This is a genomic window from Natrinema saccharevitans (assembly GCF_001953745.1).
In the GTDB taxonomy this organism is placed as follows: domain Archaea; phylum Halobacteriota; class Halobacteria; order Halobacteriales; family Natrialbaceae; genus Natrinema; species Natrinema saccharevitans.
Map to the genome: position 1 here is coordinate 3,040,637 of NZ_LWLN01000001.1, position 26,131 is coordinate 3,066,767.

The window sequence follows — 26,131 nt, forward strand, 5'->3', positions numbered from 1 at the left end:
TATTTCCAAAATAAACCATGTTTAGACTATCTGAATATAGTGGCTTGAGAATGCTATTCGCCTCTCAAATCGCTCAAGAAGGAGTTATTCGCCCATCTCAGTGAGTTCGATTAGTTCAAGCAACAGCCCTGTGTACAGTTCTTCTAATAATTCGTCCTGTTGCTCCTCATCGTATCCGACTATATCCAATATTTCCTTATCCAACTCGCGCCGTTCTTGGAACCCTTCGCCAATTTCGTCACGTGCTTCGTAGTGCTGTTCGACGCGCCGTTCATCTTCGATACTTAATTTGCTAGGATCTGCAAGCAGAATCATCTGCTTGATAATGCTCGGGCATTCTACATTCTTCCACGCTTCCCACGCCTCATCAAGTTGGTCTTGATCCGCTTGCGACAACCTGTTGATATCGAATCCGTAGAACCCAGACTGAGAGTAGCGACGATACTTCGTCCATGCCCCTTCAACTGGAATACGAGATACGAACAATTGAAGGAGACCAATTGTGCTGTCGAACCACAGCGCCATTCGTCGTGCGTCTTCTCCTGTGATGTTCGTGTGCATCCACATGCGGTGCCAAACACGTGACTTTTCAGAATAGTAGACTGGATGACGCGTTCCAGGTGCAGTCAATTTAATTGTCTCTGGGATTGCCATATGAGCGGCATTCTCCGTAACGTGTTCTTCCCAGTTTCCAGGTATGTTTTCCTCCTCAGCCAGACTTAGAAATCGATCAATTCCGTTGAATGGACGCACAACGGTGTATTCTTCGATGTCGGTTACATCAACCTTCGCTCGGTACGGTTTCCGGAGGAAGTATGGCTCAACTGAACTTCGCGGAATTTCAATTTCTTCGTTGATGTGCTTGTGTGCAACTACTAAGGGGTCGTCATCATCTTTGACTACCCATACGTCGTTCTTTCGCGTATGTGTCTGGGGATCCGCAAGGATCCCACTCGTCCACGGATGGCTGCTACCGCCACGGGTCAAACCCGGATCCAAGTCCTTGACCTGACACAACTTCTCGTCGTTATCGACGATTTCGTACCACCGCTTGATTAAGTCACGCTCTTTCACTGAGAATGTAGAGAAGAGGTTGTGTTCGTCTAGTTCTTCCAACGGGACTCGCCAGACGGTAGCTTCAGATCCGTTCTGACCAGACACTGTTTGTGCCTCACCTGGCTCAGCGTTTCGGAGCGAATCAGCTACTGTCCGAATATCATCTGAATCAACGTCAAGCCCATCAAAGGACACACAAGCAACAGACTCGCCGTCTTCAGGTTCGCCTTTGCGAGCAATGATCATGACTTCTCGTAGATCAGTATCTTCTGAGAAATTGGATGCATCTTCACGAGCAAACAGGAATTCGATACTGTACTCGTTTAGGAGCATCTGTCGAATTCCTGAATCACTTGACTTATTAAGTACACTCGCTGGTAGGACGGCTGCAATCCGACCACCTGGTTCTAAGAACTTGTCAGCAAGAAATAGAAAATATGAACAATAAGACATCTTCCCGTGAATGTGTCCCTTGTTGTCTCGCCGGGAGAACCGGTCACGGAGCCTATCTTTGTATCCATCAGCAAATCCAGCTACAGATTCCTGTCGAGTGAACGGCGGATTCATGATCACTGTGTCTACGGTCGTCAGTGTCATTTCCTTCCCTGCTACTGCATCCATCGCGACACTGCCAGACTCAATAGTTTCCTCACTTACATTAGGGCGTTGACCATCTGAGAACTCAGCAAGACCACGTTGCTCATTCTTCTGAGGAAGAACGAATGAGAGAGGACTGATGGTGCTTCCCGGACGTAATTTTGTCGAGTCTTCAATACCAATATTCACCTCGTCCGTCTCGTAGATAGGAGCTTGTAATGCAAGATGGATACAAGATAGGTGAGCCGCGAACGGCATCACGTCGATTCCTGCGATATCATTCTCAACGAATTCCTGATGTTGCTGTTCGCTGAATCCACTTTCAGTTAGAGAACGTTTCCGGAGATATGATGCTGCAAGTAGAGATCCCGACCCACACGCTGGATCCATTACTTTAGCATCCGAGTTATGAATTGACAAGTCCGCGAGTATCTGGGCGGGTTTATTCATCGTGTAGTACGCTGCGACCTTCTTCCGTGCTTTATGAGGAATTAGCTCATGGAATACTTTACCCAGAACGTCGTGTGTGATGGTTTCTGGCCGAAGAGCATAGATACTCTTAATCGAGTCTCTAAGTGTGTTAAATGCCGTTTGTGGCAGATCATTTGCAATTCTGAAACTAAATACCGGAGTATAGTCTACTTCAAGAACGAGATCGAAGTATTCAGCAAGATCACTTGGTGTACTCAGCTTATCTGGATCAATTTCCGGGAATTGTTGAGATGATGATAGTACTCGGTAGAACGTAATTTGGTTAACGAGCAGAAATCCTGCTGTTTGTCGAGCGGCTTCACGTTCTTCTTCGTCTTCAGGAGATGCACCGAGAACGTTCCGGAATAAGTTCTCGTCAGGTGCGGTTTCAAGTTCTTCATTCAATCGGTAGGCTGTCTGACGTAAGACGCTAACCACTTCATCTGGATCTGGCTCGGGGGTTCGCTCGTCCCGGATATGGCTGTTCAGCCAACGCGGAATTTCCTCTAAATCCAGTTTCGCGGTATCTGTCGGGGCATCACGCCGTAGGAACGCCACACTGTATTTGTGGCCACTGAGTACGGATTCGGCAGTGTTTGTGAGTCGCGCCTGCCCTCCCTCGTCTTTCAATTGGTCTGGATAGCAGATTAGAAAAGTACCGTCAACGCCTGTGATTTGCCCATAGTCGCGCGCTTCTGCAAATCCTTCCCACTTATTGCTCTCCCACTTTGCCTCCCCCAAAAACCTCCCGTTTGTTGATACTTGAAAGTCTGGCTGTGACCGCGTCCCAGGGGTTGAAATGGAAACCTGTGTTACGGCTTCAACTCCGTTGTCACGGAGATAGGATGCCATTAGATCCGTTATTCCGTCTTCGGTTGCAGACATGTATTGATGTTCAGCATAATGTGACACCTCGCACATAAACCCTGCCTGTTCTATACTTCCAAGACTTGCAGGATAGGACGTATCCAGATACCGTGAGACCACCTATCTCTCTGGCTCCCTGAAGTTGTACGTCGACAGAATCCGATCTCCGAATATGCACACGAGCCGCGACACCTCGTGTGCATCTCTCGAGTCGAGCCATCACTCGAGACGCGATTCTGTACGACTGGACCACGAGGGCCCGTCGTTGTTGGGCCGAAATGGGCGGTTCAGTGAGTCGAAAGAACGCTGATTTCGGGGGCGTGCGTACGAGTCTGTGAATCCGAATCAATGGCGACGGCAAGCCGGCGGGACCGGTTCGCGCCTCGGGCGAAAGGCCCTTGCTGGGAGTCTCGAGGCCGACAGTGCCGAAAGATCCAGCACCCGGTCCGCGTCCGCTGCGTCCCAGTCGCGTCGGACGACCCGGAGGCGATCCCGGAAACGGATCAACACCACGTTTTTGTCGAAGAGTCGCTGATCGAGTCGTATGGACTCCGAGAGTCTAACCTACATCGTGTCTCTCGCCGTGCTGTTCCTCCTGCTTTGTGCGGCCGTGATCCTGGCGGTAGCGTACGGGGCGGTCGATGTCGTCACCGACTACTACGGGTTGGTGTCGCTCGAGTTCTGATTCTTCGACCGGGAACAGCCGGTTGGAGATCGACCAGCTATAGTACCAACTGAAACGATTTACAGACCGATCGCACAGCCGTCGTGCGATCGGGTGTGCAATGACGGTCAGTGGCTACGATAGTGCGCCGAAAAGCGAGGGTCGTGTGACTGAGACCGCAAATCGAAACCGCCGACACGTATCGACAGGAGACCAGTACCCGCGCGGGGACGAATCGGCCGCCCGGCAGTAAATGAGAGGGGTTTTGTAGGAACCATTGCAAGATTCGCGTGATCTGCCCCGATTTGGTACCCACTACGATGGAACCAATCACTCTTGTCCAGAGGTGGGGCAGATCGCCGTACTATAGTAACGACTGGAAGGTTTACACACCGATCGCACAGCCGTCGTCCGATCGGGTGTGCAATGACGGTCGGTGGCTACGATAGCGATCACGATACCGAACCGCTCGAGCTGGCCGGTAGCGATCGAACGCTCGAGACGGGACCACCTCGCGATTTCGAGAGCGACGGCGGCCGACGATCACCGTAAGAACAGGCGATTCCGATAGCAGGCGCTTCGACGGGACGGACGAAAGCGCGGACGGGTGAAACGAACGCGGGTGGCGACGTTCCACGCCGGGAACAAGCGGCGTCCAGTGTTATCCCACGAGGGGTGTATGGACAAGCGGTCACAATGGCCACAGTGGGCGGGTCGGTGCTGCATGGATCGCGTCTGTGTTCGTTGTCATCACCTCACGCAACTGTACCGCTCGTTCAATAATAAAGGTATCTACTAGCGCAATAGATGCAATCTATGCGAGAAAGAGAAACGAATGTCCACACAAAACGACTCATTACGACACTGTTCGATTTCTGGGACCCGGACACTGGTGTTTGTGACCGACTAACGCTCGAGGACAGGGGACGGCGACCGACTGCTACGGAACCGACCGAAAGACTGGATCAGTGCGTGGCCGTCGCGGGCCGCTCGAGTCGAACAAAGCTCCCGTCGCCGCAGACGCAGTCCTTCTGGTGCCGAGCGGGCGGATCGAGTCGTCGCCCGTGATTTCGGCGACGAGGATGACGCCACAGCCCTCACAGTGGACCGTCCGCGAGAGCGGTCGATTCGAACCGGCGACCGCGGCCGAGCGTCGATCCACGGAACCGGGGTCCTCGCCGACTATACGCGTGACTGCGGGGAACGCACTCCAACCGGGATCGGCCCGCGCTCGGTCCGCCCACAAACCCAACGGTTTCGGAGTCACCGCGAGTGCCAGAACAGATGGCGCTCCCGCCTCGAGCGTCAAACGACTGTTCCTCAACGGGGTCGTCATCACCATTCCGCTGGTCGCGACGCTGCTGGTCGTCTCGGTCGTCCTCGGGATTCTCTCGCCGGTGATCGCGGGGATCACCTACGTCTGGTCCGACCAGCCCCCGGTGTCGGTGATTCAGGTCGCGACGCTCACGTCGGTGGTCGGCGTCTTCCTGCTGATCGGACTGGTCGCCGAATACACCCCCGGGACCTACCTCTCCAAGCAGGTCTACGCGACGATGGAGACGATTCCCGGCGTCAGCACCGTCTACGAGAGCGTCCGCCGAGCAGGCAAACTGCTCGTCGAGGACGACTCCGTCCAGGACGTGAAACTCGTCGAGTTCCCCCACGAGGGCGCGTACATGCTCGGCTTTCTCACGGCTGCGACACCCCCCGTGGTCGAGACCAGCGCGGACGAGGACGAGATGGTGTCGCTGATAGTGCCGCTCGCGCCCAACCCCGCCACGAACGGTTACGTGATGCACATGCCCGCGGAGAAAGTCCACGAGGTGGACCTGACCGTCGAGGAGGCGTTCCGGTCGATCGCGACCCTCGGCGTGGCCGCCGATAGCCTCGGTCAGGCCGAGCACGGCGACTGAGACGCGTGGGGCGACGTGATCACACGAAATCAGGTTCGCCCCGGTATACGACCATTTATACCCGATGGCGGCCCTAGGAGCGTGCAATGGCGCAAGCGGGAAACTCCGAACTCGTCGACTCTTTCGAGCAGTTCTTCCGGAACTACTACGACAACGAGATCAAGCAGCTTGCCCAGCAGTACCCCAACGAGCAGCGGTCGCTGCACGTCGACTGGCAGGACCTCTACCGGTTCGACCCCGACCTTGCCGACGACTTCATCAACCAGCCCGAACAGCTGCAACGGTACGCCGAGGAGGCCCTGCGGCTGTACGACCTCCCGATCGACGTGAGCCTCGGCCAGGCTCACGTCCGAGTGCGGAACCTTCCGGAGACGGAGTCGCCCGAGATTCGGGAGATCCGCGCCCGCGACATGAACTCCCTCGTGCAAGTTCACGGCATCGTCCGCAAGGCCACCGACGTCCGCCCGAAGATCGAGGAAGCCGCCTTCGAGTGCCAGCTCTGTGGCACCCTCACGCGGGTCCCCCAGTCCAGCGGCGACTTCCAGGAACCCCACGAGTGTCAGGGCTGTGAACGACAGGGCCCCTTCCGCGTGAACTTCGACCAGTCCGAGTTCGTCGACTCCCAGAAGCTCCGCGTGCAGGAGAGCCCCGAGGGGCTCCGCGGCGGGGAGACCCCGCAAGCGCTGGACGTCAACATCGAAGACGACATCACCGGTGAGGTCACCCCCGGCGACCACGTCTCCGCGACCGGCGTCCTCCGCCTCGAGCAACAGGGCGACCAACAGGAGAAGTCGCCCGTCTTCGATTTCTACATGGAGGGCATGTCCGTCGAGATCGACGAAGAGCAGTTCGAGGACATGGACATCACCGGCGAGGACAAAGAGGAGATCGTCCGGCTCTCGAGTTCCGAGGACATCTACGAGAAGATGGTCGCCTCCATCGCTCCCTCGATCTACGGCTACGACCAGGAGAAGCTCTCGATGATCCTCCAGCTGTTCTCCGGCGTCACGAAGCAGTTGCCCGACGGCTCGCGAATCCGGGGCGACCTGCACATGCTTCTCATCGGTGATCCGGGTACCGGGAAGAGCCAGATGCTGGCATACATCGAGAACATCGCGCCCCGGGCCGTCTACACCTCCGGGAAAGGGTCGTCCTCGGCCGGTCTCACCGCCGCAGCCGTTCGCGACGACTTCGGCGACGGCCAGCAGTGGAGCCTCGAGGCCGGCGCGCTCGTCCTCGCCGATCAGGGGATCGCGGCCATCGACGAACTCGACAAGATGCGACCGGAAGACCGGTCGGCAATGCACGAGGCCTTAGAGCAACAGAAGATCTCCGTCTCGAAGGCCGGCATCAACGCCACGCTGAAGTCCCGGTGTTCGCTGCTCGGCGCGGCAAACCCAAAGTACGGCCGATTCGACCAGTACGAACCGATCAGCGAGCAGATCGACCTCGAGCCGGCCCTGATCTCGCGGTTCGACCTGATCTTTACCGTGACGGACACGCCCGACGAGGAGAAAGACCGCAACCTCGCGGAACACATCATCACGACCAACTACGCGGGGGAGTTGACCACCCAGCGCGAGGAGATGAACCAACTCGAGGTCAGCACCGACGAGATCGACGAGATGACCGACCAGGTCGATCCGGAGATCGACGCCGAACTCCTGCGCAAGTACGTCGCCTACGCCAAACAGAACTGTCACCCGCGGATGACCGAGGCCGCCCGCAACGCGATCCGGGATTTCTACGTCGATCTGCGCTCGAAGGGGACCGACGAGGACGCCGCGGTGCCGGTCACGGCCCGAAAGCTCGAGGCGCTCGTGCGGCTCTCGGAGGCCAGCGCCCGCGTGCGGCTCTCGGACACGGTCGAACAGGCGGACGCCGAACGGGTCATCGAGATCGTCCGCTCGTGTCTGCAGGATGTCGGCGTCGACCCCGAAACCGGCGAGTTCGACGCGGACATCGTCGAAGCCGGGACCTCGAAGTCCCAGCGCGACCGGATCAAGAACCTCAAGCAGCTCATCGGGGACATCGAGGAAGAGTACGACGACGGCGCGCCGGTCGACATCGTCATGGAGCGGGCCGAGGAGATCGGCATGGACCAGTCCAAAGCCGAACACGAGATCGACAAACTCAAACAGAAAGGCGAGGTCTACGAACCGAGTACGAATACGCTCCGGACGACGTGATCGAGAGGGGCCGCTGAACGGGACAAGACGCGTTTTTAGGCGTTCGAACGAGGTATCACTCGGAACCCAAAAACTGTTGCTGCCGGTCAGTCCGACGAAGCGGATACCAGTTCGGCCGATCCGAGCTCCCTGAGATCGACGACGGTCGACCGGATCGTCACCGGCGCGACGTCGGCGACCTCGGCCGCAGTGGCCTGAGTGAGCGTGGGCCAATCCTCGCGTTCCCCGGCGGCTTTGTAGAGACAGGCCGCCGCGACGCCGCTTGGGTTTCGACCGCCGATCAGTCCCGCCTCGAGCAGGGTTTCGACGTGGTCGCGGGCGCGTTGCTCGACGGCCGTTCCGACCTCGAGTTTCGAGGCGTATCGCGGCAGGTACTCGGCGGGGTCGATCGGCCCGGTCGGGAGCCCGAGTTCGCGGTTCAGCGCGTCGTAGGCGACGGAGAGTTCGTCGCCGTCGGCGCGGGCCGTATCGGCGATCTCGTCGGTCGTCCGGGCGATCGACCGGGTCCGGCAGGTCGCGTAGATGGCGGCGGCCGCGAACCCCTCGAGCGAGCGGCCCTGAAAGAGTCCCTCGGACTGTGCGGACTCGAAAAGGGCACAGGCCTGCTCCCTGGCCGACTCCGGCAAGGAGAGCGAGGCGGTAATCCGTCTGATTTCGGCGAACCCGTAGACCTGATTCCGTTCGACTTTCGAGGAGATTCGGGCGCGGTTGTGTTCCCTGCGGAGGCGAGCGATCTGTCGGCGCTTCCGGCCGGTCAGCCGGGAGCTGTATCCCGAATCGGATCCGGAGCCGTAGCCGATCTCCGTGGACAGTCCGCGATCGTGTCTCGAGCGGGTGAGCGGTGCGCCGGTCCGTCGTCGATCGGTGTCGTCGTCCTCGAAGGAGCGCCATTCCGGGCCGCGATCGATCGAATCCTCGCCGGAGACGAGTCCGCAGTCTTCACACACGATTTCGGTACCTCTCTGCCGTAATCTGCCATCGCATTCGGGACAGACTGCAGCCGTATCTGCCATCGGTTATTTGTTCTCCCTACAACAGATTGACCACCCCTGATATTTAAAATGTAGGAACAGATAAATTAAAACAGGATCGAATTAGAGCGTGGGTAACTTGGCCAGCAACGATGACGACGAAGCTGAATCGTCCTGGACCGAATTATTCCGGTCCGCCAGCAACCGTTCGTACTGGTCGATGACGGCCTGACGACGGGTTTCGTTCATCGCAACGAGTCGCTCGAGCGCGGCGATCCGAACTCGGAGTCGGGTTCGTTCGATCCGAGCGGAGAGTGGCACGTCGTGGGGATCGGAACGGGCCACGGACCCGTTCGGAGGACCGGACTGTCGGGGGTGGTGTCGGGCGGTCGGGGTAGGGTTAGTGAGACGAGTCCGTTCGTCGGCAGGGGCGACCGGAGTGAGGCCTCGTTGGTCGGCGGACATGGCTCGCCTACGGGTTCGACGCTGGACCGGAGAAAGGTCAGTCAGTCGGCCGTCAGACGCGTCCGACGCCGGTCGTGCGTTCGGCCGACGTTACTCCTGAAGATGGTCGAGGACCCCCTCGGTGTCGGCCGGAACCGGTTCGGGTTCGCTCCCCGCTGCAGCGGCGGCGTCGGGGTCTTTGAGCAGGTGGCCGGTGGTCAGACAGGCGACGCGCTCGTCGTCGGAGACGACCCCCTCGTCGCGGAGCTTTCGCAGGCCGGCGACGGAGGCCGCGGAGGCCGGCTCGACGCCGATCCCTTCGGCGGCGATGTCCCGCTGGGCCTCGGTGATCTCCTCGTCGGAGACCGCGACCCCGGTCCCGCCGGTCTCCCGGATGCCGGGCAGTGCCTTCGGCGCGTTGACCGGGTTCCCGATCCGGATCGCGGTCGCGCGGGTCTCGACATCTTCCCAGCGGCGGATCTCGTCGGCCCCGTTCTCGATCGCTTCGACCATCGGCGCGGCCCCTTCAGCCTGCACGCCGGTCAGTTTCGGCACGTCGTCCTCGTCGAGCGCGCCCGCTTGGACGAGTTCGCGGAAGGCCTTGTACAGCGCCGACGTGTTGCCGGCGTTGCCGACCGGGAGGACGATCCGATCCGGGACGGTATCGTAGTCGGCGAGAAAGCCCTCGAGGATCTCGAGGCCGATCGTCTTCTGGCCCTCGAGTCGGAAGGGGTTCAGCGAGTTCAGCAGGTAGGCCTCGCCCTGTCCCGCGAGTTCCTGGACGATGTCGAGACAGGCGTCGAAGTTGCCGTCGACCTCGAGAATGCGGGCCCCGTGGAGACTTGCCTGTGCGATCTTGCCGGCCGCGACCTTGCCCGCGGGTAGCAGAACGAGCGTCTGCATCCCGCCGCGGGAGCCGTAGGCGGCCAGGGCGGCGCTGGTATTACCCGTCGAAGCACAGGCCAGTCGGCCGACGTCGAGTTCTTTCGCGACCCGAACGCCGACGGTCATTCCGCGGTCCTTGAACGAGCCCGTGGGATTCATCCCCTCGTGTTTGATCCGCAGGGCCTCGATCCCGACGTCCCCCTCGAGGCGGGGGACCTCGTACAGCGGCGTCGCGCCCTCCTGGATCGAGACGCCGGCCTCGAACGGCAGGGCGTCGGCGTAGCGCCAGACCCCCTGTCCCTCGAAGTCGTCGAACGTCGGCAGATCGGCGTACCGAACCTCGAGGAGGCCGTCACAGTCGTCACAGGTGTAGCGAACGTCGTCGAACGGAGCGAAGGTTTCGCCGCACTCGATGCACTCGAGCCAGACGCCGTCGTCGGCGTCGGCGGGCTGGTCGGGCTGCTCGGCCGAGAGACTGAGACTCATTGTCGGAGGGGAGGGCCGCAGGGGCAAAAAGTGGGTGGATTCCGCAGTGGGCAGCTCAGTCGGTCCCATCGTCGAACTCGTCGATCACGTCGTGGACCGTGGCGGTCCACGCGTCCAGCGCCTCGTGGAGCATCTCCTTGGCCTCGGGAAGCGACGTGGCCGTATACTGGTATATGTCGCCGCCACCGTCGAGCAGCCGCCGGTCCCGGCGCACGAGCCCGCGGTCCCGGAGCGTCGACAGCGACCGGTTGACCGTACTCCGGTCGCGCTCGAGGGACGCGGCCAGTTCCTCGATCGTACTCCCGGGTTGCTCACGCAGGACGAGATACGCCCGCGTCTCGTGGTCTTCGATCCCGAATACGCAACTCATCACCTCCTCGAACGGCGGGTTCGATCGCTCCATCAGTTCCCCGAGACGGTGCTGTGGGGCGTCGGTCATACGGCTTCGTACGGTCGAGAGCTTGAAAATACCGCCGGCAGCGTCCGGCGTCGACAGCCCGTCGTTGCCGGTCACGTCACGCGTCCGCTGCGTCCGCTGCGTACCCCATCTTCCGGATACAGGCCCGCATCTCCCGTTCGCTCTCGTGGCGGTGGAGTCGCGTCGGGGTATCGCAGTAGTACACCGAGCCGTCATAGCGCAGCGTCACCTCGTACTCGGTCTGTCCCGTCGTCGTGATCACGACCCGTCGTCCGTCTTCGATCGCGGCCATGATCGCGTCCGTCTCGAGTTCGCCTGCCGAGATTCGAAGCGGGGTCGACATCGGCCTCTTCTGGGACGCCCGAGTCAATGAACCTTCGCGTCGCCGGGCGACTGTGCGCGACCGGTGCCAGACCGAGATACCGCTACGTGTACCCTGTACGTATGATATTACATGGCATCAGAGATCGCCACCCGAACGGTCGACCGAACCGAAACGAGACTCGAACCCTGGCAAGCCGGCACCGTCGGCGGTATCGCTGGCGCGATCGTCTTCGGCGCGATGATGGCGATGCAGACGCCCGGCGTTCTCGAGGGCGCAATCCCAGCGCTGTACGGCCTCGAGGGCGGCCTCGCGGGGACGATTCTGCACGTCGCACACGGGGCCGTCCTCGGCGTCGCCTTCGCCGCCCTACTGGTCGCGACGGGGCGATCCGACCCGGGACTCACGACCGGTGGCACCCTCGGACTCGGCTACGGCCTCGTCGTCTGGGCAGTCCTCGCGGTCGTCGTCATGCCGATCTGGCTCTCGACGGTCGGCTTCGCGATGGCACCCCCCGCCCCGAACGTCGCGGTCGAGAGCCTCGTCGGTCACGCCGCGTACGGGCTCGTCCTCGGCGTCGCGTACGCGCTGCTCGAGTGAGCGAGTCGCGAGAGAGGAGCGACTCCGCCTCCGGTCGGTCGCCGATACCCTCTCGCTACAACACGACCAGCGCGATCAGGGCCGCGGGCCCCGACAGCATGAGCAGCACCGCAAGCAGCAGTCTGAACGACATTGGTCGTTCCCCACGTCGATGAATTCTGGTATAACTGCTCCGGACTGTTCAGAAATAGGGAGTCTCTAGTGCAGTCGCTAACACGAAATTGGCCGAAGAAACGACGTGTTTCCTCGCCGCCAGCGGCCCGATCGAAGCGACAGGAGTCGCTGTTCGAGCAGCCAACTCAACAGCGCCTTCGTGGCCACCGTCTCCCGCTCGGTCAGCCACGCTGACCACTCGCACAAAAGTCCGGACCAAAAACCGATCACTCACTCCGTTCGTGATCGATCGCCTACTCGAGCAGCCAGCTCAACAACGCTTTCTGTGCGTGCAGCCGGTTCTCGGCCTGGTCGAAGACGACCGAACGACCGCCCTCGATGACATCGTCGGTGATCTCCTCGCCGCGGTGGGCGGGGAGACAGTGCATGACCGAGGCGTCGGGGGCGTTCTCGAGCAGGTCCGCGTTGACCTGGAAGCCCTCGAAGTCGTTCATCCGGACGTCGCGTTCGTCCTCCTGGCCCATCGAGATCCAGACGTCCGTGTAGATGACGTCGGCGTCGGTGGCGGCCTCGACGGGGTCGGTCGTGACCGTCGGCTCGCCGCCCAGCTCGCGGGCCCGCTCGAGGACGCCGTCGTCGACCTCGTATCCCTCGGGCGTCGCGATCGTCAGGTCCATGTCGGTCAGTGCGGCACCGAGCGCGAACGACTGGGCGACGTTGTTGCCGTCGCCGATCCAGGCCGCCGAGACGCCCTCGAAGCCGTCCTCGTGTTCGCGGATCGTCAATAGGTCCGCGAGCGTCTGGCAGGGGTGGGCGTCGTCGGTGAGGCCGTTGACGATCGGCACGGAGGAGTACTCCGCGAGCACCTCGACGTTCTCGTGTTTGAAGACGCGGGCCATCACGGCGTCGACGTACCGCGAGAGCGCACGCGAGGTGTCTTTCAGCGGTTCGCCGCGGCCGAGTTGGATGTCGTCTTCCCCGAGGAAGATCGCGTGCCCGCCGAGTTGGGTCATGCCCGTCTCGAAGGAGACGCGGGTGCGGGTACTCGCCTTCTGGAAGAGCATCCCCAGCGTCTGTCCGGACAGGTCGGCGTGGTCGTCGCCGTCGTCGACGGCGCGTTTGTACTCGTCGGCCCTGTCTAGCACTGCGAGCAGTTCCGCCTCGGAGAGGTCGTCGACGTCGAGGAAGTGTCTCGGCTCCGTCTCGTTCGTTGCTGTTGTCATGGTATGATAGCTCGTCTGAAAATACTATTGCTCACTGAGTGTCCGTGCGACGCGCTCGAGGACCGACACCGACCGGTCGAACTCCGACAGCGACAGTCGCTCGTCGGGCGCGTGATCGAGGTCCGAGTTGCCGGGCCCGTAGGTGACCATCGGACAGTCCCAGGCCCCGGCGTAGATGTTCATGTCGCTCGTGCCGGTCTTTCGCACCAGGCGCGGATCGTCGCCCTCCTTGCGGATGGCGACGCGAAACGCGCGTGCGACCGGCGTCCGCGGGCTCATCATCACCGGCGGGACCTTGTCCTTCCAGGTCACGGTCCCGACCTCGAGTTCGGCCTCCGCGGCCTCGCGGACGGTCCCGACGTCGAGCGCCGGCGGCACGCGCAACTGGACGTCCATCGTCGCCTCGACGGAGAGGCCGTCGTCGCTGACGCCGCCCTCGATGTCGACCGGCTTGGTCGTCACCTGCTCGAAGATCGGTTCGTACTCGTCGCCCTCGAAGTACTCCTCGACGGCCGACCACCAGCGGACGGCGTGTTGGATCGCGTTCGGGTCCGGCCGGGAGGTGTGGCCGGACTCGCTGGTCGCGACGTACGTCCCGGCGATCAGTCCGCGATACCCCAGCGTGATCCCGTCGGCACCGGACGGCTCGCCGTTGACGACGGCCGCCGGCGGCTCGTCGCGGTCGTCGACCAGGTAGCGCGAGCCCTTCGAGTCGATCTCCTCGCCGACGACGCCGACGAAGGAGACGCCGGTGCGGACGGCGGCGGCCGCCATCGCGGCGAGCGGCCCCGTCGCGTCGACGCTGCCGCGGCCCCAGAGGATCTCGTCGTCGCCGGTCTCCTCGACCTCGACGGGGATGTCCCCCGGCACGGTGTCGATGTGTGAGGTCAACAACACGGAGTCGTCCGCCGGCGCGCGGACGTTCCCGACCGCGTCGATCCAGACCTCGCGGTCGTGGGCCTCGAAGAAGTCCACGAGGCGTTTGGCCGCCTCGCGTTCCTCGCGAGTCGGCGAGGGAATCGAGACGAGATCGACGAGCAACTCGCGGGCTTCGGCGGCCGACACGTCGCTCGAGGGGGCTGCGTTCGCGCTCATGAGTCGTCGGTCGGTCCGAGGACGTCGGCGATCGCGTCGACGACTCGATCGGCCTCGACCCGCTCGAGGACAAGCGGCGGGAGCAGTCGGAGGACGGTTCGGCCGGCCGGCAGCGCCAGCACCTGCTCGTTCATCGCCAGGTCGCGGGCGACGCGGTTCGCACCGCGTTTCAACTCGACGCCGACGAGCAGGCCCTGACCGCGGACCTCGCGCACCGAATCGCCGAGCGCCGCCTCGAGTTCGGTGACGAGGTAGTCGCCGATCTCGGCTGCGTGGGCGGGGTACTCCTCCTCGACCAGCGTCGAGATCGTCGCGCGGACGGCCGCGGTGACGACCGGGCCGCCGCTGAACGTGGCGTTGTGCGAGGCCGCGCCGTCGGCGATCCAGTCCCGGACCGCGACCGCGCCGACGGGCAGGCCGTTGCCCAGGCCCTTCGCCGTCGTCAACACGTCGGGCGTGACGCCCGCGTTCTGGCAGGCCCACATCGAACCCGTCCGGCCCATACCGGTCTGGACCTCGTCGAGGACGAGCGCCGCGCCGGCCTCGTCGGTGGCCTCGCGGGCGGTCTCGAGGTAGCCCGCGGGCGGGACGTTGATCCCGCCCTCGCCCTGAATCGGCTCGAGGATGACGGCCGCGGTCTCGTCGTCCACGGCGGCCGCGAGTTCCTCGCCGTCGCCGTAGGGGACGAACTCCACGTCGCCAGCCAGCGGCTCGAAGGGTTTCTTGTACTTGTCCTTCCAGGTGGCCGCGAGCGCGCCCATCGTCCGCCCGTGGAAGCTCCGGGTCGCGGCGACGATCTTCGACTCGCCGGTCGCCGAGCGGGCGAACTTCAGCGCGGCCTCGTTGGCCTCGGTCCCGGAGTTGCAGAACCACGCCTGATCCAGACCTGCCGGCGTCGACGCCACGAGCGCCGCGTAGGCGTCCTCGCGCGACTGGACGGGGTAGGAGGAGTCGACGAACGTCAGATCGGCGACCTGCTCCTGGACCGCGTCGACGACCGCGGGGTGAGAGTGGCCGAGCGGCGTACAGGCGTAGCTCGCGCCGACGTCGAGATACTCCGTGCCGTCCGTTCCGTAGAGGAACGGTCCCTCGCCGCGTTCGATGCCGATCGGCTTGCCGCCGGAAACGAAGTCGTGATCGCTCATTCTGTGGCCTCCTGTGTCGTCTCGTCGTCCGCGATGACCCCCGGCTCGAGGGTCGTCCCCTCGCCGGCTAACGCGGCCGTGATCGGTTCGTCGGCGTTGGCGGTCGCAACGGTGACGCTCGCAGCGCCGCCCTCGAGGGCCTCCTCGGCGGCCATGACCTTCTTCGTCATGAACCCCTCCGCGGCGTCCTTGACGGCCGCGAACTCCTCGGGGGTCGAGGCCGAGTCAATGCGCGTCGACTCGTCGTCTGGGTCCTCGTAGATCCCCGAGACGTCAGTCAGCACCACGAGGTCGGCCTCGAGCGCGCCCGCGATTGCCGCGGCCGCGCGGTCGGCGTCGGCGTTGACGGCGGTGTAGCCGCCCGACTTCTCCTTGCCCAGCATGGGAACGGACACGACGGGCGTGTAGCCGCCCGCCAGCGTCGTCTCGAGCAGGTCGGCGTTGACCGACTCGATCTTCCCGGAGTGGTCGCCGCGCTTGATCTTCTTCTTGCCGTCCTCTGTGACGCGGACGGCGGACTTGCGTTTCCCCTCGAGCAGCTTGCCGTCGGTGCCCGAGAGCCCGACCGCGTCGACGCCCTCGTTGTGCAGGCTCTCCACGAGGTCCGTGTTGAGCTTGCCGGGCATCACCATCTTGAAGACGTCCATCGTCTCCTCGTCGGTGAAGCGCCCGACGACGCCGCCGGGCGTTTCGACGTAGGTGGGCTCCTTCCCGAGGTCCTCGAGCGTCTCGTCGACGGCCGTCGAGCCGCCGTGGACGAGGACGACGTCTTCAGGCGGCTCAACGCCGCCTGAACGGCCAGCGGAACTCTGTTCCGCGCTGTCCTCGCCGTCCGCGACGAGCGAAGCCACGTCGGAAAGCGCGCCTTCGGGATCGACGGCGCGTGCGCCGCCGATCTTGACGACGACCGTCATTTACGGTGCCCCCACGGGGTGCAGTCCCGTGAACTCGAGTCCGGCCGTCTCCTCGAGGCCGAGCGCGACGTTGGCGGCGTGGACCGCCTGCCCGGCCGAGCCCTTCATCATGTTGTCGATCGCCGAGAAGACGACGATCCGTTTGTTCGACGGGTCGAGTTCGAACCCGACCTCGGCGAGGTTGGTCCCGGCGACCGCCTTCGGTTCGGGGTAGCGGTAGACGCCGGAGCCGCCGGCGGCCATGCGGACGAACGGCTCGTCCTCGTAACAGCCGCGGTAGGCCTGCCAGAGTTCGCCCTTCGAAACGGGCGAACTCGGGAAGACGTGATTCGTCGCGCTCGCGCCGCGGGTCATATCCACGGCGTGACAGGAGAAGGCGACCGAGGTGTCGAGGAACTGCTCGATCTCGGCCTCGTGGCGGTGGCCCGTCGGCGCGTACGGACGGACGACGCCCGAGCGTTCTGGGTGGCTCGAGGCCTCGCCGCCGCCGGCCCCGCCTTCGGAGGAGCCGACCTTCACGTCGACGACGATCTGCTCGCCGCCCTCGAGGATCCCGTGTTCGAAGAGCGGATACAGACCCAGAATGGTCGCGGTGGCGTTACAGCCGCCGCCCGCGATGAGGTCCGCGCCCGCGAGGTTCTCGCGGTTGATCTCGGGCAGGGCGTACTCCGCCGTCTCGAGATACTCGGGGGCCTCGTGGCCGTCGTACCACTCGTCGTACTGGGCCTCGGTCTCGAGGCGGAAGTCCGCCGAGAGGTCGACGACGGTGTCGGCGATCTCGAAGAAGTCGTCGATCTGTCCCATCGAGACGCCGTGGGGCGTCGCGGCGAACAGCACGTCGACCGACTCGAGGTCGTCGGGTTCGGTAAAGCGCAGGTCCGACCCGCGAAGCGGCGGGTGGACGGAGCCGACGCTCTTGCCGGCCTTCGACCGGCTCGTGACTTCGACGAGTTCGAAGTTGGGATGGCCGGCGAGCAGTCGCAGGAGTTCGCCGCCGGTAAAGCCGCTGCCGCCGACGACGGTCGCGGTGACCGTCTCGGCGTCCGGCGCGGCACCGACATCGCTGCCCACCGTCATTGGGCGGACACCTCGAGTTCCGGATCGGCGGCCTGTGCTTTGGCCTCGAGCCAGTCGACGACGGTGCCGGCGACGTCGGTCTCGACGGCTTCGTCGAGGGCCTTGAACTCGACCGTGTGGTTGACCTCGTGGACCGTATATCCGTCCGCAGTCTCCATCAGGTCGATCCCGAGCAGCCCGTCGCCGACGGCGTCGCTGGCTCGTTCGACGAGATCCAGCGCCTCGTCGTCGATCTCGAAGACGTCGGTCTCCGCACCCTTCGCGGCGTTGGTGATCCAGTGGTCCGAGGATCGGACCATCCCGGCGATAGGCTCGCCGTCGATGGCGAGGACGCGGATGTCACGGCCGGGCTTCTCGACGAACTCCTGAACGTAGAACACCTTGTGTTCGTAGTGGCCGAGCGTCGCCTTGTGTTCGAGGATCGCTTCGGCGGCCGACTCGGAGTCGATCTTGGCCATCAGGCGACCCCACGAGCCGACGACCGGCTTGAGGACGCAGGGGTAGCCAAACGACTCGATGGCCTCCATCGCGGTCTCTTTGGTGAACGCGACTTTGGTCGCGGGCGTGGGAACGCCCGCATCCTCGAGCGCGAGGCTGTTCTTTACCTTGTCCGCACAGACGTCGGCCGTCTCGTGACTGTTGACCACGGGGATGCCGTACGACTCGAAGAACTGCGTGGCGTACAGGCTCCGGCTCGTGGCGAGACAGCGATCGACGACGATGTCGAGGTCGTCGAACGCCGCGGGCGCGTCCGAGATGTCGAAGGTCTGCTTGCGGACGTCGATCTTCGTGACCTCGTGATCGCGCTCGCGAAGCTCGTTGAGCAGGATTTTCTCGTCTTTGCGGATCCGTGAGTAGAGTATGCCGACGTTCACGCGAGCCACCTCTGATTGAGGGCCGCGGCGCTACGCGCCCCGCGAACCGTCGCGGCGGAGGACGGCAGTTTCCCAGCCGTCTGCAAGGTCACTCACCCCAGTCCTCTTCCAGCTCGGGGGCCTGTTCGAGGACTGGCGGCTCGGTATCGACGACTTCCAGCTCGGCACCGCAGGTCGTACAGTCAACGATCTCTCCCACTTCCAGATCGTCGTGCAGGGACACTTCTGCCCCACACTCGACGCATTCGGTCATTGTACCCGAACGTGGGTGCCGGGATCCCTTAAAGCCTTCGAACTTAACAGCAAAATTACACTATCCGCACGCCACGCTAACGGCCCGTATGGCCTACGTTACGGCAGGTCTACTTCGACATATCATGTAGTATATAATTGATCCCCTCGCGGGGATCGTCGTCGAACCGGTCGGTCGGCACGCGGCGAGTGCGACCGGCGTCCCGCCGACGACGTGACAAACTCAGACATAGCCGTTCACCTCCGAGCGCAACCGCTCGTGGGCGGCCTCGAGTGCGTCGGTCCGACCCTCGAGATCGGCGGTGTCGGCCGAGAGCGACTCCCGCGCGGTCTCTATCTGAGGTGCGACCGCCTCGGGTGCGGGCCCGCCCTGCGAGTCGCGGCTCGCGACGCTCTCGACCGGGTCGAGGGCCGCTTCGACTGCCTCGCGTTCGACGTGGGCCGAAAGCGACTCGCCGAGGACCTCCCGAGCCGCGGCCTCGAGGGCGTCGTAGTCCGCGCCGTTCGCTCGCGGTTCGTCACCGCTCGCGTTCTCCGCGGAACTGCGTTCCGCGCTATTCTCAGCGGCGATGGCAACCAGTTCGTGGGCCGTCCTGAACGGCAACCCGTTGGCCGCCAGCAGGTCCGCGACGCCGGTCGCCGTCGAGAAGCCCTCGCCGGCTTCCGCTGCCAGGGTCTCCTCGTTCCAGTCGGCCGTCGCCACCGCGCCCGCTGCGACCTCGCTGGCCTCGGTTACCGCGTCGACGGTCTCCCAGGCGTGGGTCGTCGCCCGCTGGAGGTCGCGGTTGTACGCGCGGGGCAGCCCCTTCAACGTCGTCGTCAGCCCCTGAACGCTGCCGGCCGCATCGCCCGCGACCGCGCGGACGAGCTCCAGCGTGTCCGGGTTCTTCTTCTGGGGCATGATCGACGACGTCGACGAGTAGTCGTCGGCCAGATCGACGAAACCGCGGTTCGCGAAGATGATCACGTCCTCCGCCAGCCCCGACAGCGTCGTCGCGTGGGTCGACAGCGCCTGCGTCGTCTCGACCAGGAAATCGCGGCTCGAGGAGGCGTCCATCGAGTTTTCGACGACGCCCTCGAACCCCAGCAGGTCGGCGGTGCGCTCGCGGTCGATATCGAAGGTCGTGCCCGCGAAGGCGGCGCCACCGAGCGGCGACTCGTTGATGCGGTCGTAGGCCGCGAGCAGCCGTTCGGTGTCACGGCGAACCGCGCCCTCGTAGGCCAGCACCCAGTGGGCCACGGTGGTCGGCTGGGCGGGCTGGAGGTGGGTGTAGCCGGGCATGATCGTCTCGCGGTGGTCGTCGGCGACGTCGACGAGCGACTCGCGCAGCGCGAGCGTCGTCTCGATCGCCGCGAGGACGCCCTCGCGCAGGCGATACCGGATGCAGGCCGCGACTTCGTCGTTGCGCGACCGGGCGGTGTGCATCTTCCCGCCGTCCGCGCCGACGCGCTCGATCACGGCCGTCTCGATTGCCTCGTGGACGTCCTCGCCGTCGGGCAGGGAGCCGTGGCCGTCGACCTCGATGGCGTCCAGCGCGGTCAGGATCTCGCCGGCCACGTCCGCCCCGATAATTTCCTGCTCGGCGAGCATGACGGTGTGGGCGCGGTCGACCTCGAGATCGGCCTCGAAGATGCGCCGATCAGCCGCGAGCGAGGAGAGGAAGCTCCGGGCGGGGCCGCCGCCGAAACGGTCCCGGCGGACGACGCCGTCGGATCGCGATCCGGAGGATCGCTCACCGCCCTCGTCGTCGCCGCCGTCCGTGAGTGCCGAACCGCGCTCGGAATCGCCGCCGTGGGGAGCGCTCTCCTCGGTCATGCTTACTCGTCGTCCTCGTCGGCCGCGTTCGCGGCGATGGCTTCGTTCGCGAGACGGCGCTGGAAGCCGTGGTACTTCGCGACGCCGGTCGCGTCCTCCTGTTTGATCTTCCCGACCGTCTCGGTGTCGAAGGAGGCGTGTTCGGCCGAGTAGGCCGCGTACGTGCTGTCGCGTGCGACCGGACGCGCCTGGCCGCCCTCGAAGCGGATCGTGACCGTCCCGGTCACACGCTGTTGGGTCTCGTCGATGAAGCCCTCGAGCGCGCTGACAAGCGGTGCGTCGATCAGCCCCTCGTAGGCCTTCTGGGACCACTGCTGGTCGATCTGCTGCTTGAACTGGCGTTCCTCCTGGGTCAGAACGAGCCCCTCGAGGGCCTCGTGGGCGGAAAGCAGCGTCGTCGCGCCGGGGTGTTCGTAGTTCTCGCGGACCTTCAGCCCGAGCATGCGGTCTTCCATCATGTCGGTGCGGCCGACGCCGTAACTGCCGGCGAGGTCGTTGAGGTGTTCGACGAGTTCGACCGGCTCGTACTGCTGGCCGTCGACGGCGACGGGGTAGCCGTTCTCGAAGGCGATCTCGATCTCCTCGGTCTCGGTGCCGGGCTCGTCGGTCCACTCGTAGATGTCACGCGGCGGGACGTAGTTGGGGTCCTCGAGGTCGTCGCCCTCGACCGAGCGGCTCCAGATGTTGGTGTCGATCGACCAGTCGCCGCCGCTGCCGCCCTCGACGGGGAGGTCGCGCTCGGCGGCGTACTCCTGTTCCCACTCGCGGGTGAGGCCGAGTTCGCGAACGGGAGCGATCACTTCGAGATCGGAGCTGCGCCAGACGGCCTCGAAGCGCAATTGGTCGTTGCCCTTGCCCGTACAGCCGTGGGCGATGCCGGTACAGTCCTGTTCCTCGGCGACCTCCAGGATCGCTTCCGCGATCACCGGGCGGGCCAGGGCCGTTCCCAGCGGGTAGCCCTGATAGGTCGCGTTCGCGCGAACGCTCTCGAGACAGAGTTGAGCGAATTCCGCTCGCGCGTCGACGACGTAGTGGTCGAGGCCAAGCGCCTCGGCAGTTTCCTCGGCTTCGTCGAACTCTTCGGCCGGCTGGCCGACGTCGACGGTGACGCCGATCACGTCGTCGTATCCGTATTCCTCCTCGAGCAGCGGGACACAAACGGTCGTGTCCAGGCCGCCCGAGAACGCGAGTGCAACGCGGGTCATGTCGTACTCGAACGACACCAGCGGACGGTCTTAAGCCCGTTGATTCTATCCTCGAAAATAATTGATAGAGCCTCTGCTAACCGAAAATTCTGCATTTCTGGGATCGGTGGAACGAAGCGGAGACGTGGAGTGGAAGAGTAGACGGGCTCAAAAGGCCCGTCGAGGTCGTCGCCGCCGGGCGACGGTCCCGTCGGTACCGAGAACGGTGAGCGCAGTGCCGACGGAGTGGCTCATTGGGAGCAGATGGGGAATCAGAGTATTAAAACCTTTCCGAGTTCGATTCGGCGACGACCGCGGTCGCGGGCTGTCCCACGCCAAACGACGGCTCCGTCGGTGTGGCGCCGGCTACTCCTCGTCCTCCGCTGACAGGGCCAGCACGTTCTCCCGGCCGATCCGGAAGACTTCGATCTCGTCGGCCTCGCGCAGGTCACCGACGACCTGACTCGTCTTGGCTTCGGTCCAACCCAGTTCCGAGACCACCGCCTGCTGTTTGATCCGCCCGCCGCGTTCCTCGAGCAGGCGGAGGACGCGTTCCTCGTTGCTGAGCAGTTCCGGTGGCGGGCCGTCGACGGCGTTCGGTGTCGGACCGGCCGATCCGTCGGGCTGTGCCGGCCGGCCGTCCTCACGATCGCCCCCGTTGCCGGCGATCCGTTCGCGGCCGAGCAGCCACCCGCCGACGCCGACGGCGGCGAGCAGGGCCAGCGCCAGAACGACGATCGTCCACGGCATTGGCGGCCCTTCGTTCGAGGGCGTCGCGGTCGCGTTCGAGCCGCCGTCCTCGATCAGGACGACCCACGGCTGCTCCGCGGAGAAGTCGACCTCGCTACCCCGCCAGATGACCATGTCGTCGGTGCGATTGCTCGGCGACGGATCGATCTGGGGCTTGCCGTCACTCTCGTAGATGGAATAGCCCGCCGGCCAGCGGAACTGCAGTCGCGTGTCGTCGTCCAGCGTGAACCCGGAGAGTGCGGGCCCCGCCGTGAGCCGGTTGATCTCGACGGACGCGAACGACTCCCACCTGAAGGAAACCTCGACGTGGCCGATCCCCTGCGGTGCGGTCTCGTTTTCCGTCGCGACCGAGAGGTTCGACAGCGACATGTTCTGCTCGGTCTCGTTCGCCCCGTCGGCGACGGACTCGTTCCACTTGGTCCGCTCCGCGTCGGCGTAGACCTCGGTGTCGGACTCGACGTCCGTCCGCAGCCGTTCCCACGCCGCCTCAGAGGTGTCGTCCTCGCCGTAGCGGAACTGGTAATCGACGGTGACCAGCGCCGAGCCGTTTTCCGCGATGAAAGCGTCCACGACGATCCGATCGGCGTCCTCGAGGGCCAGTTCGTCCTCCGCTTGCAGCGCCGCTGGTCGGCTCCCCGGGTCGGCCGCGGTCCCGACCGGAGCCGCGGCGACGACGACCGAACAGACCACCACCAGCACGATACTCAGGGCTCGCAGCCCCCTCGAGTCCATTATCGGACATGCCATAGCCCTCCAGATAGGTTTTCCGACGAACGCGTCGGTGCGTTTTTGAGACAGTCACACCTACCGAACGGTATGCTCGACACGCGCGGCGAACTCGAGGTCGAAACGCTGCTGAAGATCGTCCTCGGACTGCTCGCCGTTTTGCTCGTCATCGAAGTTCTCGAGGCGATCGTCGGGACCATCATCGGTCTGTTGGGGCCGCTGATCGCGCTGGCGATCGCCGCCCTGATCGTCCTCTGGCTGCTCGACCGGCTCTGAGAGAGACCACCAGACTGATAGCCGTCTCGTCCCAATATCGGGCGAAGTGTACAGCGTCAACGTCCCCGTCCCCGGTCGCGTCCGGCAACTGGCGAACCGGCTCCACCCCGACCTGATCGGGTTCGAGACCGTCCGCGAGGACCACTCCTGTCTGCTCAAGCGACTCGGCGAGGCCGACCACGTCGCACAGCTCCAGCACCGAGCCCACCGCGCGCTCGAGGGTTCGCCCGCCGTCGAGGCCGCGGTGACCGGCGTCGACTACTTCGCGGACCCGCCGCTTGGCTCCGCGCCCGTCGTCTACCTGGCCGTCGAGAGCCCCGGCCTCGAGCGGATCCACGCCGACCTCACCGACACCTTCGACGCCGTCGAGGGGCTCGAGGGCAGCGATTACGTCCCCCACGTGACCCTCGCACGCGGCGGCGACCGCGAGACTGCACAGCGGTTGGCCGACCGGGAGATCGAGCCCGTCCGCTGGACGGTGAGCGAACTCGAGTTCTGGGACGGGACCCACAAGCTGCCGGTCAGCAGCGTCTCGCTGCCGTCCTGACGGGTCAGGGCGTCGGCGGCTCGCCGTCGTAGGCGTCGTGGCCGCCGTAGAAGTTGAGCATCGCGAACTTGAGTTTTGCCGGATCGATGTCGATCAGTTCCTCCCGTTCCTCGTGGGGAAAGATGCCGTTGACGCTGTACTTGCCCAGGTCGGGCTTCGCCTGCCGCGAGTAGCGCCGGTCGAGGAGGGCGCGAACTCCGATCTCCTCCGGCGACCGGATGACCCGACCGAGCGCCTGTCTGGTCTTGCGGATCGTCGGGAACTCGACGGCGTAGCGCCAGCCCGTGTCGGTGCCGTCGAAGGCCGCGTCGTAGGCCTCCTGAACCGCCTCGGCCCGGTCGTCGAGATGGGGGTAGGGGACGCCGACGACCAACACCGTGTGGGCGTCGTCGCCGTCGAAGCTCACCCCCTCCGCGAGGGTGCCCCACAGCGAGGTACACAGCACCGCCCCGTCGTCGGCGACGAACTGCTTGCGGAGGTCTTCGGCGGACTGGCCCGGCTCGTCCACGTATACCGTCCGGTCGGTCCGACCGACGAGTCGGTCGGCGTACCGACTCGCCTCGCCGTAGTTGGGGAAAAAGGCCAGCGTGTTACCGGGCGTCATCCGCACGGCGTCGTGGATCGTCTCGGTCACGTCCGCCTGAACCGCGGGGTCGTCGCGATCCGAGGAGAAAAGCGGCGGCGTCTCGACGGCGAAGGTCCGGCGATTTTCCTCGGGGAACTGGAGGCCGTAGGCCATCGACACCGCGTCCTCGAGACCCAGCACGTCCTCGGTGACCTCGAACGGCTGCAGCGTCGCGCTCATCAGGACGGTCGCGTGGATCTCGTCGAAGAGCTGGCCGGTCACCTGCCGGGGCAGACAGGAGTACAGCTCCACGCGGCCGTAGATTTCGTCCGTGCCGGCGTCGCGGGTGACGGCGACGACCGGATAGAGCCCCTCCTTCGAGCCCTCGGTCATCCACGCGCTGACGAAGGCCGCGGCCTGTAAGGTCTGACACTCCGTCCGCGTGGCCGTCTCGCCCTCGCGGTAGGCCTCCTCGTACTCCTCGTCCAACTCCCGGCCCAGCTTCATCGCGGCCTCCAGATCGTCGTCGATTCCCCGCCCCGAGTAGCGCTGGAGGAACTCGAGGGTGAGGTCGTCCTTCCGGTCGTCGTTGGCGATGGGGACGTCCGTCCAGCCGTCGCCGACGGCCTCGCGGTCGCCGAAGCCGAACGACTCCTCGTAGCTCTCGACGAGCGCGCGGTGGAAGGCCGAGAGGACGTTCGCGGCGTCCTCGGCCCGCGGGTCGTCGCTGTCGGCCAACTCCTCGAGCGCCGACTCGAACGTCCGCTCGGAGCAGGTCCGGGTCGCGTGTTCGCGGGCGGCGTCCTCGACGTTGTGAGCCTCGTCGAAGACGGCGATCACGTCCTCGGGATCGCGACCCAGCCACCGGAAGAACTGTTCTCGAATGGTCGAGTCCAGCAGGTGGTGGTAGTTACAGACGACCAGATCGACGCCCTCGATCCCCTCCTTGAGGAGTTCGTACCCGCAGAGTTCCTGTCGCTCGGCGTACTCGTAGATCTCGTCGGGCGTGCGGACGTCCTCGAAGAGCCAGCCGAAGAAGTCGTCCGTATCCTGGGTCAGATTGTTGCGGTAGTAGTCACAGACGTTCTGGTCTTCGAGGTCCTCGAGGCGCTCTTCGATGTCCGCGAGTTCGTCCATCACCGCCGAGCGGGCGTCGGCCGCCGAGCCGTCGCCGTCCTGGCTCTCGGCGAGCAGTTCGCGCTGGCGGCGCTCGAGTCGCTCGCGGTCCTGCTCGGCGTCGACGACGGCGCGGGTGTTGTCCCGGAGCGTCTGGCACTCCTCGTAGCCCACGTCGATGTGACACATCGAGCCTTTCCCCTTGAAGACGACCGCCCGGATCGACTCCTCGCGGGTGATCGCGCGGGCCTCGGCGACGAACTGGCGCATCTGCTGGTGGACGTTGGTCGTGATGACGACCGTCTTGTCCTGCTCGCGGGCCACCTCGAGGGCGGGGACCAGCGACGAGAGGGTCTTGCCGGTCCCGCAGGCTCCCTCGAAGAGGACGTCCTGTCCCCGGTGGAGGGCGTTGTGGATGCGGTCCATCGCCTCGCGCTGGTTCTCGTACGGCCGGTCGTACGGGAAAAAGCGCACATACCCGGTCTCGGACACACGAGTGGATAGGTTCGCGCTCCGATAAAAGGATTCGTCTCGATTCGGTCCGGTCGTTTAAACGCCGGTTCGCCGACCGCT

22 protein-coding genes are annotated in these 26,131 nt (G+C 64.2%); 6 read left to right on the top strand and 16 right to left on the bottom strand.

Translation table 11 applies throughout. The annotated features are described in order from the left end of the window. Nucleotides 1-84: 84 nt before the first annotated feature. Entirely contained in the window at nt 85-2,976 is a 2,892-nt protein-coding gene (locus A6E15_RS15440; protein WP_175607275.1) for an HsdM family class I SAM-dependent methyltransferase, read from the bottom strand. A gap of 559 nt (nt 2,977-3,535) precedes the next feature. Between A6E15_RS15440 and A6E15_RS21080 the strand changes: the two genes are divergently transcribed. The 3 genes from A6E15_RS21080 to A6E15_RS15455 all read left to right on the top strand — a co-directional run bounded on the left by A6E15_RS21080 (nt 3,536) and on the right by A6E15_RS15455 (nt 7,757). Beyond that, nucleotides 3,536-3,676, top strand: a complete 141-nt coding sequence (locus tag A6E15_RS21080; protein WP_175607276.1) for a hypothetical protein — start codon at nt 3,536-3,538, stop codon at nt 3,674-3,676. A gap of 1,292 nt (nt 3,677-4,968) precedes the next feature. Further along, on the top strand, nt 4,969-5,568 hold the full coding sequence (locus A6E15_RS15450) for a DUF502 domain-containing protein (protein WP_076148390.1): 600 nt from the start codon (nt 4,969-4,971) through the stop codon (nt 5,566-5,568). 86 nt (nt 5,569-5,654) lie between these two features. Next, entirely contained in the window at nt 5,655-7,757 is a 2,103-nt protein-coding gene (locus A6E15_RS15455) for a minichromosome maintenance protein MCM (RefSeq protein WP_076147499.1), read from the top strand. Nucleotides 7,758-7,843: 86 nt separating this feature from the next. Here A6E15_RS15455 and A6E15_RS15460 read toward each other — a convergent pair whose 3' ends face one another. The 4 genes from A6E15_RS15460 to A6E15_RS15480 all read right to left on the bottom strand — a co-directional run bounded on the left by A6E15_RS15460 (nt 7,844) and on the right by A6E15_RS15480 (nt 11,304). Beyond that, on the bottom strand, nt 7,844-8,770 hold the full coding sequence (locus A6E15_RS15460; protein ID WP_076147500.1) for a transcription initiation factor IIB: 927 nt from the start codon (nt 8,768-8,770) through the stop codon (nt 7,844-7,846). A gap of 513 nt (nt 8,771-9,283) precedes the next feature. Next, the gene (gene thrC, locus A6E15_RS15470; protein WP_076147504.1) at nt 9,284-10,543 is read right to left on the bottom strand and encodes a threonine synthase; all 1,260 of its coding nucleotides are present in this window, start codon (nt 10,541-10,543) and stop codon (nt 9,284-9,286) included. Between the two features lie 55 nt (nt 10,544-10,598). Further along, entirely contained in the window at nt 10,599-10,982 is a 384-nt protein-coding gene (locus tag A6E15_RS15475; RefSeq protein WP_076148392.1) for a helix-turn-helix domain-containing protein, read from the bottom strand. A gap of 76 nt (nt 10,983-11,058) precedes the next feature. Then, nucleotides 11,059-11,304: a hypothetical protein gene (locus A6E15_RS15480; protein ID WP_076147506.1), complete on the bottom strand. Its 246-nt coding sequence runs from the start codon at nt 11,302-11,304 to the stop codon at nt 11,059-11,061. A gap of 111 nt (nt 11,305-11,415) precedes the next feature. Here A6E15_RS15480 and A6E15_RS15485 point away from each other — a divergent pair, with 111 nt between their 5' ends. Further along, nucleotides 11,416-11,883 carry a histidine kinase gene (locus A6E15_RS15485; RefSeq protein WP_076147507.1) on the top strand — a complete coding sequence of 156 codons (468 nt, stop codon included), beginning with the start codon at nt 11,416-11,418 and terminating at the stop codon, nt 11,881-11,883. 407 nt (nt 11,884-12,290) lie between these two features. Here the strand turns inward: A6E15_RS15485 and argF are convergent, their stop codons facing one another. The 10 genes from argF to A6E15_RS15535 form a co-directional block, all read right to left on the bottom strand. Beyond that, nucleotides 12,291-13,220 (bottom strand): ornithine carbamoyltransferase, encoded by a 930-nt coding sequence (argF, locus tag A6E15_RS15490; protein WP_076147509.1) that lies wholly within the window; start codon nt 13,218-13,220, stop codon nt 12,291-12,293. A 24-nt stretch (nt 13,221-13,244) separates the two neighbouring features. Then, complete coding sequence (locus A6E15_RS15495; RefSeq protein WP_076147510.1) at nt 13,245-14,315, bottom strand: [LysW]-lysine hydrolase; 1,071 nt, start codon at nt 14,313-14,315, stop codon at nt 13,245-13,247. Next, the gene (locus A6E15_RS15500) at nt 14,312-15,460 is read right to left on the bottom strand and encodes an aspartate aminotransferase family protein (protein ID WP_076147512.1); all 1,149 of its coding nucleotides are present in this window, start codon (nt 15,458-15,460) and stop codon (nt 14,312-14,314) included. Before A6E15_RS15500 ends, A6E15_RS15495 begins: the two co-directional genes overlap by 4 nt. Continuing rightward, nucleotides 15,457-16,374 carry an acetylglutamate/acetylaminoadipate kinase gene (locus tag A6E15_RS15505; RefSeq protein ID WP_076147514.1) on the bottom strand — a complete coding sequence of 306 codons (918 nt, stop codon included), beginning with the start codon at nt 16,372-16,374 and terminating at the stop codon, nt 15,457-15,459. The genes A6E15_RS15500 and A6E15_RS15505 overlap by 4 nt, the downstream gene beginning before the upstream one ends. Next, nucleotides 16,375-17,451 (bottom strand): N-acetyl-gamma-glutamyl-phosphate reductase, encoded by a 1,077-nt coding sequence (gene argC, locus A6E15_RS15510; protein WP_076147516.1) that lies wholly within the window; start codon nt 17,449-17,451, stop codon nt 16,375-16,377. Next, nucleotides 17,448-18,326, bottom strand: coding sequence for a lysine biosynthesis protein LysX (gene lysX, locus A6E15_RS15515; RefSeq protein ID WP_076147517.1), 879 nt, complete (start codon nt 18,324-18,326; stop codon nt 17,448-17,450). Before lysX ends, argC begins: the two co-directional genes overlap by 4 nt. Before the next feature lie 88 nt (nt 18,327-18,414). Beyond that, complete coding sequence (lysW, locus tag A6E15_RS15520; RefSeq protein ID WP_006182918.1) at nt 18,415-18,579, bottom strand: lysine biosynthesis protein LysW; 165 nt, start codon at nt 18,577-18,579, stop codon at nt 18,415-18,417. 222 nt (nt 18,580-18,801) lie between these two features. Continuing rightward, entirely contained in the window at nt 18,802-20,394 is a 1,593-nt protein-coding gene (argH, locus tag A6E15_RS15525) for an argininosuccinate lyase (RefSeq protein WP_076147519.1), read from the bottom strand. A 2-nt stretch (nt 20,395-20,396) separates the two neighbouring features. Further along, nucleotides 20,397-21,599, bottom strand: coding sequence for an argininosuccinate synthase (locus tag A6E15_RS15530; RefSeq protein ID WP_076148394.1), 1,203 nt, complete (start codon nt 21,597-21,599; stop codon nt 20,397-20,399). A 345-nt stretch (nt 21,600-21,944) separates the two neighbouring features. Then, nucleotides 21,945-23,060 (bottom strand): helix-turn-helix transcriptional regulator, encoded by a 1,116-nt coding sequence (locus A6E15_RS15535; RefSeq protein ID WP_076147521.1) that lies wholly within the window; start codon nt 23,058-23,060, stop codon nt 21,945-21,947. A gap of 84 nt (nt 23,061-23,144) precedes the next feature. Here A6E15_RS15535 and A6E15_RS15540 point away from each other — a divergent pair, with 84 nt between their 5' ends. Then, on the top strand, nt 23,145-23,330 hold the full coding sequence (locus A6E15_RS15540) for a DUF7554 family protein (RefSeq protein WP_076147523.1): 186 nt from the start codon (nt 23,145-23,147) through the stop codon (nt 23,328-23,330). 46 nt (nt 23,331-23,376) lie between these two features. Beyond that, nucleotides 23,377-23,877 carry a 2'-5' RNA ligase family protein gene (locus A6E15_RS15545; RefSeq protein WP_076147524.1) on the top strand — a complete coding sequence of 167 codons (501 nt, stop codon included), beginning with the start codon at nt 23,377-23,379 and terminating at the stop codon, nt 23,875-23,877. A 4-nt stretch (nt 23,878-23,881) separates the two neighbouring features. Here A6E15_RS15545 and A6E15_RS15550 read toward each other — a convergent pair whose 3' ends face one another. Beyond that, on the bottom strand, nt 23,882-26,050 hold the full coding sequence (locus tag A6E15_RS15550) for an ATP-dependent DNA helicase (RefSeq protein ID WP_076147526.1): 2,169 nt from the start codon (nt 26,048-26,050) through the stop codon (nt 23,882-23,884). Nucleotides 26,051-26,131: the final 81 nt, after the last annotated feature.

Excerpts from the sequence above, each read along its gene's own strand:
- A6E15_RS15440 (WP_175607275.1), bottom strand. The coding sequence starts at position 2,976 with ATGGCATCCTATCTCCGTGACAACGGAGTTGAAGCCGTAACACAGGTT.
- A6E15_RS21080 (WP_175607276.1), top strand. The coding sequence starts at position 3,536 with ATGGACTCCGAGAGTCTAACCTACATCGTGTCTCTCGCCGTGCTGTTC.
- A6E15_RS15455 (WP_076147499.1), top strand. The coding sequence starts at position 5,655 with ATGGCGCAAGCGGGAAACTCCGAACTCGTCGACTCTTTCGAGCAGTTC.
- A6E15_RS15460 (WP_076147500.1), bottom strand. The coding sequence starts at position 8,770 with ATGGCAGATACGGCTGCAGTCTGTCCCGAATGCGATGGCAGATTACGG.
- thrC (WP_076147504.1), bottom strand. The coding sequence starts at position 10,543 with ATGAGTCTCAGTCTCTCGGCCGAGCAGCCCGACCAGCCCGCCGACGCC.
- A6E15_RS15475 (WP_076148392.1), bottom strand. The coding sequence starts at position 10,982 with ATGACCGACGCCCCACAGCACCGTCTCGGGGAACTGATGGAGCGATCG.
- A6E15_RS15480 (WP_076147506.1), bottom strand. The coding sequence starts at position 11,304 with ATGTCGACCCCGCTTCGAATCTCGGCAGGCGAACTCGAGACGGACGCG.
- A6E15_RS15485 (WP_076147507.1), top strand. The coding sequence starts at position 11,416 with ATGGCATCAGAGATCGCCACCCGAACGGTCGACCGAACCGAAACGAGA.
- argF (WP_076147509.1), bottom strand. The coding sequence starts at position 13,220 with ATGACAACAGCAACGAACGAGACGGAGCCGAGACACTTCCTCGACGTC.
- A6E15_RS15495 (WP_076147510.1), bottom strand. The coding sequence starts at position 14,315 with ATGAGCGCGAACGCAGCCCCCTCGAGCGACGTGTCGGCCGCCGAAGCC.
- A6E15_RS15500 (WP_076147512.1), bottom strand. The coding sequence starts at position 15,460 with ATGAGCGATCACGACTTCGTTTCCGGCGGCAAGCCGATCGGCATCGAA.
- A6E15_RS15505 (WP_076147514.1), bottom strand. The coding sequence starts at position 16,374 with ATGACGGTCGTCGTCAAGATCGGCGGCGCACGCGCCGTCGATCCCGAA.
- argC (WP_076147516.1), bottom strand. The coding sequence starts at position 17,451 with ATGACGGTGGGCAGCGATGTCGGTGCCGCGCCGGACGCCGAGACGGTC.
- lysW (WP_006182918.1), bottom strand. The coding sequence starts at position 18,579 with ATGACCGAATGCGTCGAGTGTGGGGCAGAAGTGTCCCTGCACGACGAT.
- argH (WP_076147519.1), bottom strand. The coding sequence starts at position 20,394 with ATGACCGAGGAGAGCGCTCCCCACGGCGGCGATTCCGAGCGCGGTTCG.
- A6E15_RS15530 (WP_076148394.1), bottom strand. The coding sequence starts at position 21,599 with ATGACCCGCGTTGCACTCGCGTTCTCGGGCGGCCTGGACACGACCGTT.
- A6E15_RS15535 (WP_076147521.1), bottom strand. The coding sequence starts at position 23,060 with ATGGACTCGAGGGGGCTGCGAGCCCTGAGTATCGTGCTGGTGGTGGTC.
- A6E15_RS15540 (WP_076147523.1), top strand. The coding sequence starts at position 23,145 with ATGCTCGACACGCGCGGCGAACTCGAGGTCGAAACGCTGCTGAAGATC.